We start from the raw sequence: 15,926 nt of genomic DNA, 5'->3' as shown, positions 1-15,926 counted from the left end.
GAGCCCGCTGGCGCCCCGCAGGTCGCGCACCACGTCCTCCAACGTCCCGAGCACGGCCGCGATGGCCGGCCGCGCCCGGCTGCCGCTGCGCAGGCTGTCGCTGGCCGCAACGCTGCTGATCCCTGCCGCGCCCGCGGAGCCCGCGTCCGGCGCGCTGGCGGGTCTGCTGCTGTTGGCCGAAGGACTGGCGCTGCCGCAGCTCGTGGCGCTCGGCTGCGTCACCGGCGCTTCGGTCGGGGCGGTGCTCAGCCGGGGGCGGTGAGGCCGTTCGACGCGTTCGGTACGTCCGGTTGGAGGCTGCCAGCGCAAGATTTGGTCTATACCTTTGGGAGCACCGTTCCCCGACGCCGAGGAGCGAACGCACATGACCTCACGACCAACTCGACCAACGGCGCGCAGAGCCGCGCTGGCCGTTGTGGCCGGTGCGCTGGTCGCCGGGACAGCCGTTCCCGCGACCGCCGCGCCCGCCGTGGAGACATCCGCGATGCACAACCTCATCCCCGCACCCGAAGTGGTGCGCCCCGACCCGGCAACGACTTTCGAGCTGTCCGAGCAGACCTCGATCCAGGCCTCCGGCGAGGCTGCCGAGGTCGGCGAGTACCTGGCCGGGATCCTGCGCCCGTCCACCGGGTATCCGCTGCCGGTCGGCGACGACGCCGGTGACATCGCGCTGGCGGTGACCGACGACGCCGAGCTCGGCCCGGCGGGCTACCGGCTGCAGGTCACCGGGGAGACCGTCGACCTGCGCGCCGGGAGCGCCGAAGGGCTGTTCAACGGCGTCCAGACGCTGCGGCAGCTGCTTCCCGCCGCGATCGAGAGCCACACCGAACAGCCCGGCCCCTGGCCGGTGCCCGGCGGCGAGGTCGTCGACCAACCGCGCTTCGAGCACCGGGCCGCGATGCTCGACGTGGCGCGGCACTTCTTCGACGTCGACCAGGTCAAGCGCTACATCGACCAGATCGCCCGGTACAAGATCAACCGGCTGCACCTGCACCTGAGCGACGACCAGGGCTGGCGCATCGAGATCGACAGCTGGCCGAAGCTGACCGAGTACGGCGGCAGCACCGAGGTCGGCGGCGGCCCCGGCGGGTTCTACACCAAGCAGGACTACGCCGAGATCGTCGAGTACGCCGCGTCCCGGCACATCGTGGTGATCCCCGAGATCGACATGCCGGGGCACACCAACGCCGCGCTGGCCTCCTACGCGGAGCTGAACTGCGACGGCGTGGCGCCGCCGCTCTACACCGGCATCGAGGTCGGGTTCAGCTCGCTGTGCGTGGACAAGGAGGTCACCTACCAGTTCGTCGAGGACGTGATCCGGGAGCTGGCCGAGATCACGCCCGGCCCGTACCTGCACATCGGCGGTGACGAGGCGGACGCCACCAGCGACGAGGACTACAAGGCGTTCGTCTCGCGGGTGCTGCCGCTGGTGGAGAAGTACGGCAAGAAGCCCGTCGGCTGGCACGAGTACGCCAAGGCCGCGCCGCAGGGCGACGCGGTGGTGCAGTACTGGGGCACCACCGACACCGACCCGCTGCTGCCGGAGGCGGTGGCCCGCGGCAACAAGGTCCTGGTGTCCCCGGCGAACAAGTCCTACCTGGACATGAAGTACGACGAGAACACCCCGCTGGGCCTGCAGTGGGCCGGGTTCATCGAGGTCGCCGACGCCTACGGCTGGGACCCGGGCAGCTACCTGCAGGGCGTGCCGGAGGAAGCGGTCCTGGGCGTGGAAGCGCCGCTGTGGTCGGAGACGCTGGAGAACTCCGAGCACATCGAGTTCATGGCCTTCCCCCGCCTGCCGGCGATCGCCGAGCTGGCCTGGTCCCCGAAGTCGTCCCACGACTGGGAGTCCTTCGCCCAGCGCCTGGCCACCCACGGCCCCCGGCTGGAGGCCTCCGGCACCAACTACTACAAGTCCCCGCAGGTCCCCTGGGACGGCTGAGCGATCAGCAGCGGTGACACCCGGCGGACCGCAGCCCCCTGGAAGCTGCGGTCCGCCGGCGCGTCCGGCACGCCGACTTCCGCGGTCCCAAGCAGGTGACCTCCGCGCGGTCGCACCGGCACACCACCGCAGTTTCAATTGAAACTGCGGGCTTCCCCCACTCATGTTCGAGGTTTCAATTGAAACTGCGGACCACCCGGTGCACGACTCGTCCGAGGGCGAGTTCCGGTGGGAGCACCTCGATGGAGCCGGACGTCCACTCCGCACCGAAATCGCGTCACCGCCAGCGGCGGGTCACCGCACCTTGGGTTCCAGGACCGCCCACCACTCCGCGAGGGTGGGGCGTTCGGCGAGGTCGGCGAAGGTGATCTGGACGCCGAGTCGACGCCACTTCTCCACCAGGGTCATGATGCGGACCGAGTCCAGGCCCCAGTCCACCAGGTTCTCCTCGTCGGTCAACTCCGCCGGGTCCTCGTGGAGCAGCTCGGCGACCTGCTCCCGGACGTCCTCCAGCGTCAACTCCTGCGACATCTCCACGCACTCCCCTAGAACTCGTCAGGCCACTTCGGACTCGCGCGCCGCGAGGTCCGCGGCCAAGCGCTGCGCGGTGTCGACCACCGCGCAGCGCTTGGCCGCGTAGGTCAGCGCCATCCGGTGCTCCTCCGCGGAGAAGTCCGCGACCGCGTCGGCGACCAGGAACGCCTGGACCTCCTGCTGGAAGGCCTCGGCGGCGGTCATCAGGCAGCCGATGTGGGCGTAGATCCCGGTGATGATCAGCTGATCGCGCCCCCAGTCCCGCAGCAGCTGCCGCAGCTCGGTACGCTGGAACGCGCTGTAGCGCCACTTGGTCAGCACCACGTCACCGGCACCGGGCGCGAGCTCGTCGATGATGGCCTCCTGCGCCGGGTCGGCCACCCCCGGCCCCCACCACTCCAGCTGCAGGCCGCGCTGCTCGGGCGTCTGCCCGCCGGGCTGCGCGCAGTACACCACCGGCACGCCCGCCGCGCGGGCGCGCTCGCGCAGCAGCGCGATGTTGGGCACCACCTGGTCCAGTGGTTCGCCCTCCGCGGGGAAGGCGTTGACGAAGTGCCGCTCCATGTCGTGGATCAGCAGCACCGAGCGGTTCGGCTCCGGCCGCCACGGGACGCGGTTGTCCGGCAGCTCGTCCGGTCGCGGCACGCGGTAGGGCGGGATGGTCGGAAGCCCCACGGGCAACCTCCTCCTGTGTTCGGGACGGGTGGGCTGTCAGCGGTCGAGCTCCGGGACCAGCTCGCGGCTGATCGCCTCCCGGAGGTCGCGCTTGCTGACCTTGCCGACGCCGGTCTGCGGGAACTGGTCGACGAACTCGACCCGGTCCGGCACCTTGTAGGCGGCCAGCCCGCGCTCGCGCACGAACTTGATCAGCTCGCGCGCCTTGGGCGGGATGCCGCGCGGCACGACGAACGCGCAGCTGCGCTCGCCGAGGTAGTCGTCGGGCATGGACACCACGGCCGCGTCGTGCACCGCCGGGTGCGCCAGCAGGTGGTTCTCCACCTCTTCCGCGGCGATCTTCTCGCCACCGCGGTTGATCTGGTCCTTGGCCCGGCCCTCGACGACGATGTTGCCCTCGGCGGTGAGCCGCACGACGTCGCCGGTGCGGTAGAAGCCGTCCGGGGTGAAGGCCTTCGCGTTGTGCTCCGCGGCCCGGTAGTAGCCGCGGATGGTGTAGGGCCCGCGGGTGAGCAGGTGGCCGGTCTGGCCCGGTGGCACCGGGTTGTCCTCGTCGTCGACGACCAGCACCTCGTCGTCGGGGGAGATCGGCCGCCCCTGGGTGGTGAGGACGACCTCCTCCGGGTCGTCGAGCCGGGTGTAGTTCACCAGCCCCTCGGCCATGCCGAAGACCTGCTGCAGGGTGGCGCCGAGGACGGGCTTGACGCGGCGCGCGACCTCCTCGCTGCACTTGGCCCCGCCGACCTGCAGCACCTCCAGGCTGGACAGGTCGTGCTCGGTGCTGGCGGCCGCGTCCAACCACACCAGCGCCAGTGGCGGGACCGCCGCGGCCAGCGTGACCCGCTCGCGCTCGATCAGCGGGAACACCTCGTCGGGGCTGGGCCGGTGGGCCAGCACCACGCGGCCACCGGCGTGCAGGACACCGAAGGTGCCGGGCGAGCTCATCGGGAAGTTGTGCGCGATGGGCAGCGCCGCGAGGTAGGTGGTCCCGGCGGTGACGCCGCAGATCTCGTTGCTGGCGCGGAAGGAGTAGATGTAGTCGTCGTGGGTGCGCGGGATCAGCTTCGGCACCCCGGTGCTGCCGCCGGAGAGCTGCAGGAACGCCAGGTCCCCGGGCCCGGGCCCGACCAGCTCCACTGGTTCGGCGTCCACATCGGACAGCGCGCGGAACTCGCCGGGCTCGCCGGCGATGAGCACCCGCAGCTCCGGCAGCTGCGCCACCACCTCGGCGGCCAGCTTCCGGTGGTCGAACCCGGCTTCGACGTCGGTGGTGATGTAGGCGGCGGCCCCGCTGAATCCGCAGAAGTAGGAGATCTCGGTCAACCGGTGCGACGGCAGCGCGAAGACCGGCACCGCGCCCAGCCGGAACAACGCGAAGCACACGTCGAAGAACTCGGCGGTGTTGGGCAGCTGCACGACGACGCGGTCGCCCCGGCCGATGCCCTCGGCGCGCAGCCCGGCGGCGAGGCGGTCGGCGCGCACGTCGAGCTCGCCGTAGGACACCCGGCGCTCGCCGTCCACCACGGCGGTGCGGTCGGGGTGCTCGGCGGCGCGTTCGCGCAGCATCTGGCCGAAGGTGTAGCCGCGCCAGTAGCCCGCCGCACGGTAGCGGTCGGCGAATTCCGGCGGCCAGGTCGGGTGGTCGGGGATCGTCATCTCCGGTCCTCTCAGACGGCCTTGTCCAAGCCCATCGCGGACAACGCGGTGCGGAACTTCGCTGAGGTCTCGGCGAGTTCGTCGGCCGGGTCCGAGCCCGCGACGATGCCCGCTCCGGCGTAGAGCCGCAGCGAGTCGTCCTCGACGTCGGCGCAGCGGATGGCCACCACCCACTCCCCGTCCCCGGCAGCGTCGCACCACCCGACCATGCCCGCGTAGTAGCCGCGTTCGAAAGGCTCCGCCTCGGCGATGACCTCGCGCGCCCGGTCCACCGGGGTGCCGCACACCGCCGGGGTGGGGTGCAGCGCGTCGGCCAGCTCCAGCGACGAAGTCGCCGGGTCGCGCAGCTCGCCGGTGACCTCGGTGGCCAGGTGCCACATGGCGTTGGTGCTGATCACCGACGGTTCGGGCACCCGCAGCTCGCGGCAGTACGGGCGCAGCGCCTCGGCCACCGCCTCCACCACGGCCGCGTGCTCCCGCAGGTCCTTGTCCGAAGTGGACAGTTCGGCGGCCCGCCGTCGGTCCTCGACCGGATCGGCGCTGCGCGGCCGCGATCCGGCCATCGGGTTGGAGCGCACCTGCGTGCCGCGCCGCGACACCAGCAGCTCGGGGCTCGCGCCCAGGAAGGTGCGGCGCAGCGGCGGCTGCGGGCCGAAGCTGTCGCGGGTGCCGTCCTCGCCACGCTTGGGCAGGTCGACGGCGAAGGTGTAGCTGGCCGGGTCGGCCAGGGCGAGGTTCTGCAGCACGGTGCGCACGTCGATGGGTTCGGCAGCGGCCAGCTCCAGCGAGCGGGCCAGCACCACCTTGCTCAGCTCGCCGTCCTCCAGCCGGCGCAGCACGCGCTGCACGCCGCGCTCGTACTCGGCCGGAGCGGGCACCGGGCGGACCTCGCACTCCGGTGCGCCGCTGCGCGGGATCTGCGGGACCACGACGTTCAGCGGTTCGGCGCGGAGCACGTCCTCGGGCAGCACCAGGTGCGCGGGCAGGTCGTTGCCGAACGGCACGGCACCGACGACCACGGGGTTGCGGTGCCCGAACTCCGCCGCGCTGTTGAAGAACTCCGAGACGCGTCGCGGCAGGTCCTCCCGCGCGCACTGGGTCTTCGGGACCGTGGCGGAGACGCCGCGGGCCAGCAGCACCCCGCGCGGGGTGGAGAACAGGAACGACGAGCCCGCCTCGTAGGCCGCCAGCAACCGGGCCGCCGCATCGTCCGCGACGAGGTCGATGCTGTCGATATCGCTGTCGATCGTGGTCATGGCAACCTTTCGGGGTTCGCGGCCGGGTTCAGGCGCGCAGCGTGGCGCCGCCGTCGACGTACAGGTCGTGCATCGTGATGTGCCGGGCCCGGTCGGAGGCCAGGAACACCACCGCGTCGGCGATGTCCTCCGGGGTGGCCAGCCTGCGCAGCGGGATGCCGACCTTGAAGGACTCGGGGGAACCGGCGATGACCCGCTCGGCGCCGTGCTCGTCGGCCCACATCCCGCGCTGCATGTCGGTGTCGGTGGAGCCGGGGGCGACGACGTTGCAGCGGATGCCGTGCTCGGCGAGCTCCAGCCCGAGCGACTTGGTGAACATCGTGGCCGCGGCCTTCGACGCGGCGTAGGCGGCCATGCCGTGGCGGGGCACGCCTGCGGCGTTGGAGCTGACCGTGACGATCGAGCCCGCCTTGCGGGCGATCATGTGCTTGGACACCGCGCGGGAGAAGTTGAACACCCCGGTGGTGTTGACCGCGAAGGTCCGCTGCCAGTCCTCGTCGCTGATCTCCTGCACGGTGCCCTGCTGCAGCACCCCGGCGACGTTGGCCAGCACCCCGATCGGACCCACCTCGGCCTCGACCCGCTCGACCACCGCGGTGACGGCGGCCGCATCGGCGACGTCCGCCTGGTATGCCCGCACCTGGTCGCCCAGCTCGGCGGCGACGGCGGCCACCTGCTCGCCGTTGCGGTCCACCGCGGCGACGGTGCCGCCGAGCTCGACGAAAGCCCTGGTCACCGCGGCGCCGATGCCCTGGCCCGCGCCTGTCACGATGGCGACCGCGCCGCCGATCCCCGTCCGATACATCGCACCTTCTGAAACTCAGGCAAGCCTAACCTTTGTCAGGCGAGCCTGAGTTTAGAACACGGATGCCCCTCATATCTCCCCTCCAACGAGGTGGCATTGATCACCGAGCGCAACGCCCCTCCCCCACCAGGGAGCATCGGCCAGGGCTGTTCGAGCCCAACCAGCGGATCCGCAGCACCGGACGTGCCCGACAACCGGTGAGGTGCGGCACGAGGCGTGCGGGTCAGTCGGCGATGCCCCGGGCGAAGCCGAGGTCGACGAGGTCCTGGGGGCGCAGGTGGAGGTGGTGGGCGAGGGTGGGGACCTCTGCTGGGTCGCGTTTGAGGATCGCCGCGCTGGATTCCGGGGCGATCACCGCGAAGTAGGCGTCCGCGGTGACCCAGGTCCGCCCTGGCGCCGCCAGGGCCAGGGCCCCTCCGGAGCCGCCTTCGCCGATGACCAGGGTGGTGATCGGAACTCGCGCGTCAGCGACCGCGGTGAACAGCTCCGCGAGGGCGGGGCCGACACCGCCGCGCTCGGCCGCCGCGTCGTTGGCCGCGCCAGGGGTGTCCACCAGCGTCAGCACCGGGATGCCCAGCTGGTCGGCGAGCTTGATCAGGCGGGCCGCCGTGCGGAACCCGGCCGGGGTGTTGGCGGTGCCCGTCTGGGCGGCGAAAGCGATCGTGCGACCGCCGTGCTCGCCGAAGCCGCAGCGCATCCCCGCGTCCCGGCCACCCGCCCGGTCGCCGCTGATCTCGAAGCGGGTCGAGAAGTAGGCGTCCAGGTACGCCCCGGCGCGCGCCCGGTCGGCCGCCCGCGCACGTTGGACCGCCTCCCACCCCGTGGTCGACGGCTCACCGCTGGCCAGGGACTTCGGGACCGGGGCTGGTCCGGCCACCGACCCCTGGGGACGCAGGAAGCGGACCAGCTCGGCCAGCACCCGGGGCAGTTCGGTGTCGTCGACGATCCGGTCCACCTGGCCGTCGTCGAACTTGCCCTCGGCGTGGAACGCCTCCCCGGTCTCGGTCGCGCTCCGCACCCGGCTGCCGCCGAAGGCGACCGCCGCCGCGGGCTCGGCGAGCACCACGTCGGCGGCCGCCGACAGCGCCGCCCACATGCCGCCGGTCGTCGGGTTCCGCAGCACGGTGATGTGCGGGATCCCGTCGCGCCTGGCCAGCAGACAGGCCCGCGCGATCTCCTGCAGCTGCCGGAGCGCGCAGATGCCCTCCTGCATCCGGCTGCCGCCCGAGGCCACCAGCGAGACCACCGGCAGCCGCAGCTCACGGGCCCGCTCGAAGGCGGCCACGATGCGGGCCCCGGCCGCCTCCCCGACCGATCCGCCCAGGTAGGCGAAGTCGAACGCGACGAGCACCGCCGGGAACTGCCCCACCTGGGCCCGACCACAGAGCACCGACTCCTCGGCGCCGCTGCGGTCGGTCGCGCGGGCGCGCTGGTCGTCGTAGCCCGGCCAGCCCAGCGGGCCGTCGACCACAGCCGGGCCCGCCGGGGGCTCGAACGCCTCGAAACCCCGGCCGACCGCCTCCACCAGCGCGCGGGCCGCGCTGTGCTCAGCCATGCTGCAAGGCCTTCTTCTGCACCTTGCCCATCTCGTTGCGCGGCAGGGCGTCCAGGTAGCGGATCACGCGCGGGCGCTTGTGCGGGGTGAGCAGCCGGGCAACGTGGTCGACCAGCTCCTGCTCGTCGACCTGCTGGCCGGGTGCGCGCACGATCCAAGCCACGATCCGCTCGCCCAGGTCGGCGTCGGGTTCACCGGTGACCGCGACCTCGGCGACCGCCGGGTGCTCCAGCAGGCAGTTCTCGATCTCGCCCGCGCCGATCTTGTAACCACCGCTCTTGATGATGTCGGTGGCCTTGCGGCCGACGATGCGGATGTAGCCGTCCGGGGCGCGGGTGGCCACGTCGCCGGTGCGGAACCAGCCGTCGGTGAACGCCTCGGCGGTGGCCTCGGGGCGGTTGAGGTAGCCGCTGAACAGGTTCGAGCCGCGGATCCAGATCTCGCCGACCGCCTCGTCGTCGCTGACCTCGATCTCGGTGCCCTGCTCGTCGACCAGCCTGAGCTCGACCCCGGCGAACGGGCGCCCGACGTAGCCGGGTCGGCGGTCGCCGTCAGCGCGCACCCCGCAGTTCATGATCGTCTCGCTCATGCCGTAGCGCTCCACGACCCGCTGGCCGGTCAGCCGCTCGATCCGCTCGTGCTCGACCGCGGGCAGCGCCGCCGAACCCGACACGAGCAGCCGGGCCCCGCCGACCGCCTTGCCGATCTCCGGATCGCGCTCGGCGTCCTCGGCCAGCCGGTGGTACATCGTCGGCACGCCGAACATCATGGTCGCCGGACCGGCCAGCTCCGCGGCGATGGCCGCGGAGGAGAACTTGCCCAGGTGGTGCACCGTGCCACCCAGTCGCACCGGGCCGAGCGTGCCGAGGATGAGCCCGTGCACGTGAAACAGCGGCAGCGCGTGGGCGAGCACGTCGCGCTCGGTCCACTCCCAGGCCTCGGCCAGCGCGTCGAGGTTGGCGCGGATCGCGCGGCGCGGCAGCACCACGCCCTTGGGCGGACCGGTGGTGCCCGAGGTGTAGACGATCAGCGCCGGGGCGTCCTCGTCGGCCTCGGGCGGCAGCTCACCGCCGCGGGCGGTCAGGTCGACCTCGTGCACCGGGACCTCACCGAGACCGTCCGGGGCCTGGAACCCGGGGGCGGCGAGCAGGAGTTCCGGCTGGCTGTCGCCGAGAATGTGCGCGAGCTCGCGCTCCCCCACCTTCGGGTTGATCGGCACCACCGCGACGCCCGCGCTGAGCCCGCCGATGACCGCCGCGCAGGTCTCCAGCTCGTTGGTCGCCCACACCGCGATCCGCTCGCGGCCCGCGACGCGCTCGGCGATCGCCGCGGCCACCCCGGCCAGCTCCTGGTAGTCCAGCGCCCGCGCGCCGAAGCGCAGCGCCTCCTTGCCGTCCGGCTGCCGCAACTTCGGGAACAGCACCGGCCACCTCCACGATCGTCCGAGCATTGGTCCACTGGCTGGACCACTTTTGCGCCGCTGCGGACGCTCCGTCAAGCCGGTGTGGGAAAACTGGCTCAGCCACTCGGCCGCGCACCCGGTGCTAGCCTGATCAGCACCCCCGTCCCGGCCTGGAGGAACCCGGTGTCCGACGCCCTGCGCCCGCTCTCCCGCCCGCGCCTGTACGAGCAGGTCGTGCAGCGGCTGCGCGAGCACGTCGCCGCGTCCGGGTTGCGCGCGGGCGACCGGCTGCCCCCGGAGCGCAAGCTCGCCGAGCAGCTCGGCGTCAGCCGCGCCTCGGTCAAGCAGGCCATCGTGGTGCTGGAGGTCCAGGGCCTGGTCGAGGTCCGGCACGGCGGCGGCACCTACCTGCGCCGGGAGTCGCTGGAGGTGGAACCGGTCGACGAGCTGGTGGAGCGCAAGCGCCGCCTGCCCGACGTGCTGGACGCGCGCGAGGCGCTGGAGACCAAGCTCGCCGAGCTGGCCGCGCAGCGGCGCACCGAGGACGACCTGGCCGAGATCGACGCCGCCCTGGCGGACATGCGCCGCGAGATCGCCGACGGCGAGCTCGGCAACGACGGCGACCGCCGGTTCCACGCCGCGATCACCGCAGCCGCGCACAGCTCCCTGCTCGCCGACTTCATGCGCACCATCGCAACCGAGATCGCCGAGAGCCGCCAGGAGTCGCTGCGCCAGCCGGACCGCCCGACCAAGTCCCTGGCCCAGCACGAGCGCATCGCCGAGGCCGTCCGAGCGGGTGATGCCCGCGCCGCGGTCACCGCGATGCGCCGCCACCTGCGCACGGTCAGCCGCGTCCGCCTCCTGTCGTGGGACCCCGACGCCGACCCCGCTCCCCCGGCCGGGTGAGCTGCGGCACCTCTTCCCCGGCCGGGTGAGCCAGCGCGCCGGCCGATACAGTTGGTCGTCCTGTTCTGGTCGTTGTGGAGTGCGTGACGTGGCGAACCGCCCGGCTCCGGCGCGCGGGCGGGTGGTCCGATGATCGGGTGGCTGGCGGCCACCGCGGGCACCGCCGCGCTGGGCAGCTTCTTCCCGCTGGTCAACATCGAGCTGTACCTGCTCGGCGTGGTGTCCACCGTGGACGGCGTGAGCTGGTGGGCGCTCGGGCTGGCCGCCGCGGTCGGCCAGGTCGCCGGCAAGACGCTGTTCTACTTCGCGGGCAGGGGCGGGTTCGCGCTCGGTGAGCGGTTGCTGAAGCGGGTCGAGGCCGGGCGCCACGGCCGCTGGGCAGCCTGGTTCGACAAGTTCCACCAGCGCACCGCGGAGCGTCCCTGGTGGGGGTTGGGCGTGTTGTGCCTGACCGCGATCCCCGGCCTGCCGCCCTACAGCCTGATGTGCCTGCTCTCCGGCGCGGCCGGGCTGCCGCTGCTGGGCTTCCTGGCGGCGAGCCTGGTCGGCCGCGGCGCGCACTTCCTGGTCGTGGCGGGCGCTCCCGAGCTGCTGCACTGGCTCCCGACCGCGTTGGGGTCGTGACGGGGAATACCCCACCGCACCGGTGGGAAACCTGGTGGGCGGTTCGCGCCGACACCGAGGGGAGCCCACCACGATGACCACCGACGGAAACGACCCGAAGCAGCGGCAGCTCGACGAGGTCCGCCAGGACCTCACCGGCACCAGGCTGACCACCCAGCAGGGCGTGCGCATCGACCACACCGACGACTCGCTGACCGTCGGCGAGCGCGGCCCCACGCTGCTGGAGGACTTCCACGCCCGCGAGAAGATCACGCACTTCGACCACGAGCGGATCCCCGAGCGCGTGGTGCACGCCCGCGGTGCCGGGGCGTACGGGCACTTCCAGCCCTACGACGACTGGCTGGCCGAGCACACCGTCGCGCGGTTCCTGACCGACCCCGCCCAGCGGACCCCGGTCTTCGTCCGGTTCTCCACCGTCGCGGGCTCCCGCGGCTCGGCCGACACGGTCCGCGACGTGCGCGGCTTCGCCACCAAGTTCTACACCGAGCAGGGCAACTACGACCTGGTCGGCAACAACATGCCGGTGTTCTTCATTCAGGACGGGATCAAGTTCCCCGACTTCGTGCACGCGGTGAAGCCGGAGCCGCACCACGAGATGCCGCAGGCCGCGTCGGCGCACGACACGCTGTGGGACTTCGTGGCGCTGCAGCCGGAGACGCTGCACACGATCATGTGGCTGATGTCGGACCGCGCGCTGCCGCGCAGCTACCGGATGATGCAGGGCTTCGGCGTGCACACGTTTCGGCTGGTCAACGCCCGGGGCGAGGGCACGTTCGTGAAGTTCCACTGGACGCCGCTGCTGGGCAGCCACTCGCTGGTGTGGGACGAGTGCCAGAAGATCGCCGGGGCCGACGCCGACTTCAACCGGCGCGACCTGTGGGAGAGCATCGAGGCGGGCCAGTACCCGGAGTGGGAGCTGGGCGTGCAGCTGGTCCCCGAGGAGCGGGAGTTCGACTTCGACTTCGACCTGCTGGACGCCACCAAGATCATCCCGGAGGAGGAGGTGCCGGTGCGGCCGGTGGGCCGGTTGGTGCTGGACCGCAACCCGGACAACTTCTTCGCCGAGACCGAGCAGGTGGCCTTCCACACGGCCAACGTGGTGCCGGGCATCGACTTCACCAACGACCCGCTGCTGCAGGCCCGCAACTTCTCCTACCTGGACACCCAGCTGATCCGGCTCGGTGGCCCGAACTTCGCGCAGATCCCGGTCAACCGGCCGGTGGTGGAGGTGGCCAACAACCAGCGCGACGGCTTCAACCAGCGCCGCATCCACCAGGGTCGAACCAGCTACTCGAACAACAGCCTGTCCGGTGGGTGCCCGGCGCTGGCCGACGAGGACGTCTTCCGGCACTACCAGCGCAAGGTGGACGGCCACACGATCCGCAAGCGCAGCCAGAGCTTCGAGGACCACTACAGCCAGGCGACGCTGTTCTGGAACAGCATGGCGCCCTGGGAGAAGCAGCACATCGTCGAGGCGTTCCGCTTCGAACTCGGCAAGGTCGACCACCAGCACGTGCGCGCCAACGTGGTGGACCACCTGGAGCACGTCGACCACGAGCTGGCCACAGCGGTGGCCGAGGGGGTCGGCGTCGCGCCACCCAGCGGCGGCAGGCCGAACCACGGGCGCAGCTCCCCGGCGCTGAGCCTGGCCAACTCCCGCACCGACACCATCGCCACCCGCAAGGTCGCGGTGCTCGTCGCCGACGGGGTGGACGCCGTGGAGGTCGCGCAGGTCCAGCGCGGCCTGGCCGAGCGCGGCGCCCTGGCGGAGGTGCTGGGCCTGCGCGACGGCAAGGTCCGCACCGCCGATGGCGACGAGGTGGCCGCGGACCGGGCGGTGCACACCATGATGTCGGTGCTCTACGACGGCGTGATCGTGCCAGGCGGCGCGGAGAGCGTGCGCGCCCTGTCCGAGGACGGGCACGTCGTGCACTTCGTCGCCGAGGCCTACAAGCACAACAAGCCGGTCGCGGCCAGCGACGAGGGCATGGAGCTGCTCGAGCGCGCCGGGATCGCGGAGGTGCGCGAGGGTTCCGCGACCGACGGCGTGGTGGCCGAACTCGGCGTGGTGCTGGCCGGGCGCACTGGCGGCGCGCTGCCGGAGGGCTTCGTCGAGGAGTTCGCCTCCGCGCTGTCCAAGCACCGCATCTGGGACCGCAGGACCTCGTCGGTGCCCGCCTGAGGTGCGGGCTGTTCGCCCCTGCTGCTGGGGCGAACAGCCCGTACGCCCGATTGTTCCGGATCACGCGCGGGCATCCCCCGAACACCACGTGTCACGTTTCGCATCGAAAGGATCACGCGCAGCGATGCCGGTCGCGCCGCAGCGGCCCGACTCGCTTACCGTGCTTGCCCGTGAGCGTCTTCCGAACGATGCCCGTCGAGGACATCCTGACCCGCGGTGAGCACAGCGGGCTGATCCGCCGCCTCACCGGCAAGGACCTGATCGGCTTCGGCATCGGGATCATCATCGGCACCGGTGTGTTCACGCTGGCCGGGATCGAGGCCAAGGACCACGCCGGTCCCGGTGTGGTCCTGTCCTTCGTGATCGGCGGCGTCGTCGCCGCGCTGGCCGCGCTGTGCTACGCCGAGCTGTCCTCCGCGGTGCCGACCGCGGGCAGCGCCTACACCTACGGCTACGCCACGCTGGGCGAGCTGTTCGCGTGGATCATCGGCTGGGACCTGCTGCTGGAGTTCGCCCTGGGCGCCGCGGTGGTCTCCCGCAGCTGGTCGGGCTACGTGGCGAACCTGCTCGGCCTGCCACCGGAGTGGTTCGGCGAGGACGCCGCGGTCAACGTCGGCGCGATCCTGATCATCGCGGCGCTGACCGCGGTCGCGGTGATCGGCATCCGCGAGTCCTCGTGGGTGACCAACGGGCTGGTCATCGTCAAGGTCGCGGTGTGCGTGCTGGTGGTCGTGGCGGGGCTGTTCTTCTTCAACGGCGCCCACCTGGACCCGTTCATCCCGCCCGCGCAGCCCGCCGCCGAGACCGCCAGCCCGCTGGAGCAGCCGCTGGTGCAGGTCCTGCTCGGCATGGAGCAGTCGATGTACGGCATCGGCGGGGTGTTCACCGCGGCGGCGATCGTGTTCTTCGCCTACACCGGTTTCGAGGCGCTGGCCAACCTCGGTGAGGAGACCAAGCGCCCCAAGCGGGACCTGCCGGTCGGCCTGCTCGGCAGCCTGATCGTGTGCACCCTGCTGTACGTGCTGGTCGCGATCGTGCTCAGCGCGATGGTCGACTACCAGCAGATCGACGAGGGCGCCCCGCTGGCGGCGGCGTTCCAGTCGGTCGGCCAGCCGTGGGTGGCGGCGCTGATCTCGCTGGGCGCGGTGACCGGGCTGACCTCGGTGATGATGGTGGAGCTGGTGACCATCGGCCGGATCGGCTTCGCGATGAGCCGTGACGGCCTGCTGCCGCCCAAGCTCTCCCAGGTGCACCCGAAGTGGGGCACGCCGCACCGGATGACCATCGGCGGCGCGGTGGTGATCATGCTGCTGGCCGGGTTCATCCCGATCTCCGAGCTGGCCGACATGGTGAGCATCGGCGCCCTGTCCGGCTTCGTGATCGTCTCGCTGGCGGTCCCTGTCCTGCGCCGCACCAAGCCGGACCTACCCCGCCCGTTCCGGGTGCCGCTGTCGCCGTGGCTGCCGGTCCTCAGCGCCCTGGCGTGCCTGTACCTGATGACGAACCTGGACATCATCACCTGGCTCCGCTTCGCGGCCTGGCTGGTCCTCGGCCTGCTGATCTACTTCGGCTACGGCTACCGCCACGCCACCCTGTCCAAGCAGTCCCCGAAGAACGCCCACGACTGACCCGCTCGACTCGGACCGAGGGGCACCGGCTGGTCCAAGTGCTCGCGAAGCATCGGCAGCAGCGACAACTGCGTCGAGGTCCGATTACTCGGCTCGTCGCGGCGGGGAGAGGCCGCCGGGCCGTCATCCGGCGGTGACTGGTTGGCGGAGGATGGTTCGCCGCTTGTCCGGGGCTGCCCTGCGGAAGTCGCTGAGGTAGATCTCGTGGTGCTTGCCGACCATCCGCAGGCCGTGGGACGGGATGTAGTCGTCGTGCAGCTCCGCCAGGACCGCCGCCTCGTCGTCGAAGGAGCCGACGTGGAGGACCTGGACGCACATCCCCTCGGACAGGGGCTCCAGGCGGACGTCGTCGAGGCGCGGCGGCCGGTTCCGGGCCCTGGCCCGCTCCACGGCCGTGGTGAACATCGCGTGGTCGATCCAGTCGGGGACCATGAGCATCATCGTCCAGTCCCAGCTCGACTTGTCGCGGGCCGACGTGAAGGCGCTCATGTCCTCGGCCCACCACAGGCCTTCCAGCGGCGGGACCACGTAGTCGCGGCCGAGGTCCTGCTTGCTGGCGAACTTCAGCTTGTACGCCACCGGGTACAGCGACTCGACCGCCGCGGCGAAGTCGGGCGAGGTGTTCGGGTCGCCGTGGCCGTCGACCACCAGGTACTGCATGTCCGGCACGTCCAGGACCCGGAACCGGCCGCGTTCCGCCCGGTAGGCGTCGAGGTTCCTCCTGAAGTCGACCTTGCCCGGCATCGGCACCTCCGCTCGCA

At 71.8% G+C, this 15,926-nt stretch carries 14 protein-coding genes; 6 read left to right on the top strand and 8 right to left on the bottom strand.

Annotated features, from left to right (window positions below; translation table 11 throughout):
• The first annotated feature begins 61 nt into the window (after positions 1 to 61).
• Together ABT324_RS20340 and ABT324_RS20335 are read left to right on the top strand one after the other, a co-directional pair.
• Positions 62 to 262, top strand: coding sequence for a hypothetical protein (locus ABT324_RS20340; protein ID WP_351179609.1), 201 nt, complete (start codon positions 62 to 64; stop codon positions 260 to 262).
• Positions 263 to 364: 102 nt separating this feature from the next.
• On the top strand, positions 365 to 1,942 hold the full coding sequence (locus ABT324_RS20335) for a beta-N-acetylhexosaminidase (RefSeq protein WP_351179606.1): 1,578 nt from the start codon (positions 365 to 367) through the stop codon (positions 1,940 to 1,942).
• 294 nt (positions 1,943 to 2,236) lie between these two features.
• On the opposite strand, the gene ABT324_RS20330 is transcribed toward ABT324_RS20335, so the two are convergent.
• From ABT324_RS20330 to ABT324_RS20300, 7 genes are all read right to left on the bottom strand, one after another.
• Complete coding sequence (locus ABT324_RS20330) at positions 2,237 to 2,473, bottom strand: phosphopantetheine-binding protein (protein ID WP_351179603.1); 237 nt, start codon at positions 2,471 to 2,473, stop codon at positions 2,237 to 2,239.
• 24 nt (positions 2,474 to 2,497) lie between these two features.
• Positions 2,498 to 3,151: an isochorismatase family protein gene (locus tag ABT324_RS20325; protein WP_351179600.1), complete on the bottom strand. Its 654-nt coding sequence runs from the start codon at positions 3,149 to 3,151 to the stop codon at positions 2,498 to 2,500.
• Positions 3,152 to 3,187: 36 nt separating this feature from the next.
• Complete coding sequence (locus ABT324_RS20320; protein WP_351179597.1) at positions 3,188 to 4,807, bottom strand: (2,3-dihydroxybenzoyl)adenylate synthase; 1,620 nt, start codon at positions 4,805 to 4,807, stop codon at positions 3,188 to 3,190.
• Positions 4,808 to 4,818: 11 nt separating this feature from the next.
• The gene (gene dhbC, locus ABT324_RS20315; protein ID WP_351179594.1) at positions 4,819 to 6,063 is read right to left on the bottom strand and encodes an isochorismate synthase DhbC; all 1,245 of its coding nucleotides are present in this window, start codon (positions 6,061 to 6,063) and stop codon (positions 4,819 to 4,821) included.
• Between the two features lie 28 nt (positions 6,064 to 6,091).
• Positions 6,092 to 6,868, bottom strand: coding sequence for a 2,3-dihydro-2,3-dihydroxybenzoate dehydrogenase (locus ABT324_RS20310; protein ID WP_351179591.1), 777 nt, complete (start codon positions 6,866 to 6,868; stop codon positions 6,092 to 6,094).
• Between the two features lie 223 nt (positions 6,869 to 7,091).
• Positions 7,092 to 8,423, bottom strand: a complete 1,332-nt coding sequence (locus ABT324_RS20305; RefSeq protein ID WP_351179588.1) for a carboxyl transferase domain-containing protein — start codon at positions 8,421 to 8,423, stop codon at positions 7,092 to 7,094.
• Entirely contained in the window at positions 8,416 to 9,873 is a 1,458-nt protein-coding gene (locus ABT324_RS20300) for an acyl-CoA synthetase (RefSeq protein ID WP_351179585.1), read from the bottom strand. The genes ABT324_RS20305 and ABT324_RS20300 overlap by 8 nt, the downstream gene beginning before the upstream one ends.
• 135 nt (positions 9,874 to 10,008) lie before the next feature.
• Here ABT324_RS20300 and ABT324_RS20295 point away from each other — a divergent pair, with 135 nt between their 5' ends.
• From ABT324_RS20295 to ABT324_RS20280, 4 genes are all read left to right on the top strand, one after another.
• Positions 10,009 to 10,731 (top strand): FadR/GntR family transcriptional regulator, encoded by a 723-nt coding sequence (locus ABT324_RS20295; RefSeq protein WP_351179582.1) that lies wholly within the window; start codon positions 10,009 to 10,011, stop codon positions 10,729 to 10,731.
• Positions 10,732 to 10,860: 129 nt separating this feature from the next.
• Positions 10,861 to 11,355, top strand: a complete 495-nt coding sequence (locus ABT324_RS20290; protein ID WP_351179580.1) for a VTT domain-containing protein — start codon at positions 10,861 to 10,863, stop codon at positions 11,353 to 11,355.
• A gap of 73 nt (positions 11,356 to 11,428) precedes the next feature.
• Entirely contained in the window at positions 11,429 to 13,537 is a 2,109-nt protein-coding gene (locus ABT324_RS20285; protein ID WP_351179577.1) for a catalase, read from the top strand.
• A gap of 188 nt (positions 13,538 to 13,725) precedes the next feature.
• A complete protein-coding gene (locus ABT324_RS20280) occupies positions 13,726 to 15,165 on the top strand; it encodes an APC family permease (RefSeq protein ID WP_502949776.1) in 1,440 nt (479 codons plus the stop codon).
• A 123-nt stretch (positions 15,166 to 15,288) separates the two neighbouring features.
• On the opposite strand, the gene ABT324_RS20275 is transcribed toward ABT324_RS20280, so the two are convergent.
• Positions 15,289 to 15,909 carry a GyrI-like domain-containing protein gene (locus tag ABT324_RS20275; RefSeq protein ID WP_351179692.1) on the bottom strand — a complete coding sequence of 207 codons (621 nt, stop codon included), beginning with the start codon at positions 15,907 to 15,909 and terminating at the stop codon, positions 15,289 to 15,291.
• Positions 15,910 to 15,926 lie beyond the last annotated feature (17 nt).

The organism is Saccharopolyspora sp. NPDC000359, assembly GCF_040300525.1.
In the GTDB taxonomy this organism is placed as follows: Bacteria; Actinomycetota; Actinomycetes; order Mycobacteriales; family Pseudonocardiaceae; genus Saccharopolyspora.
This window is presented reverse-complemented; position numbering and strand designations above follow the sequence as displayed.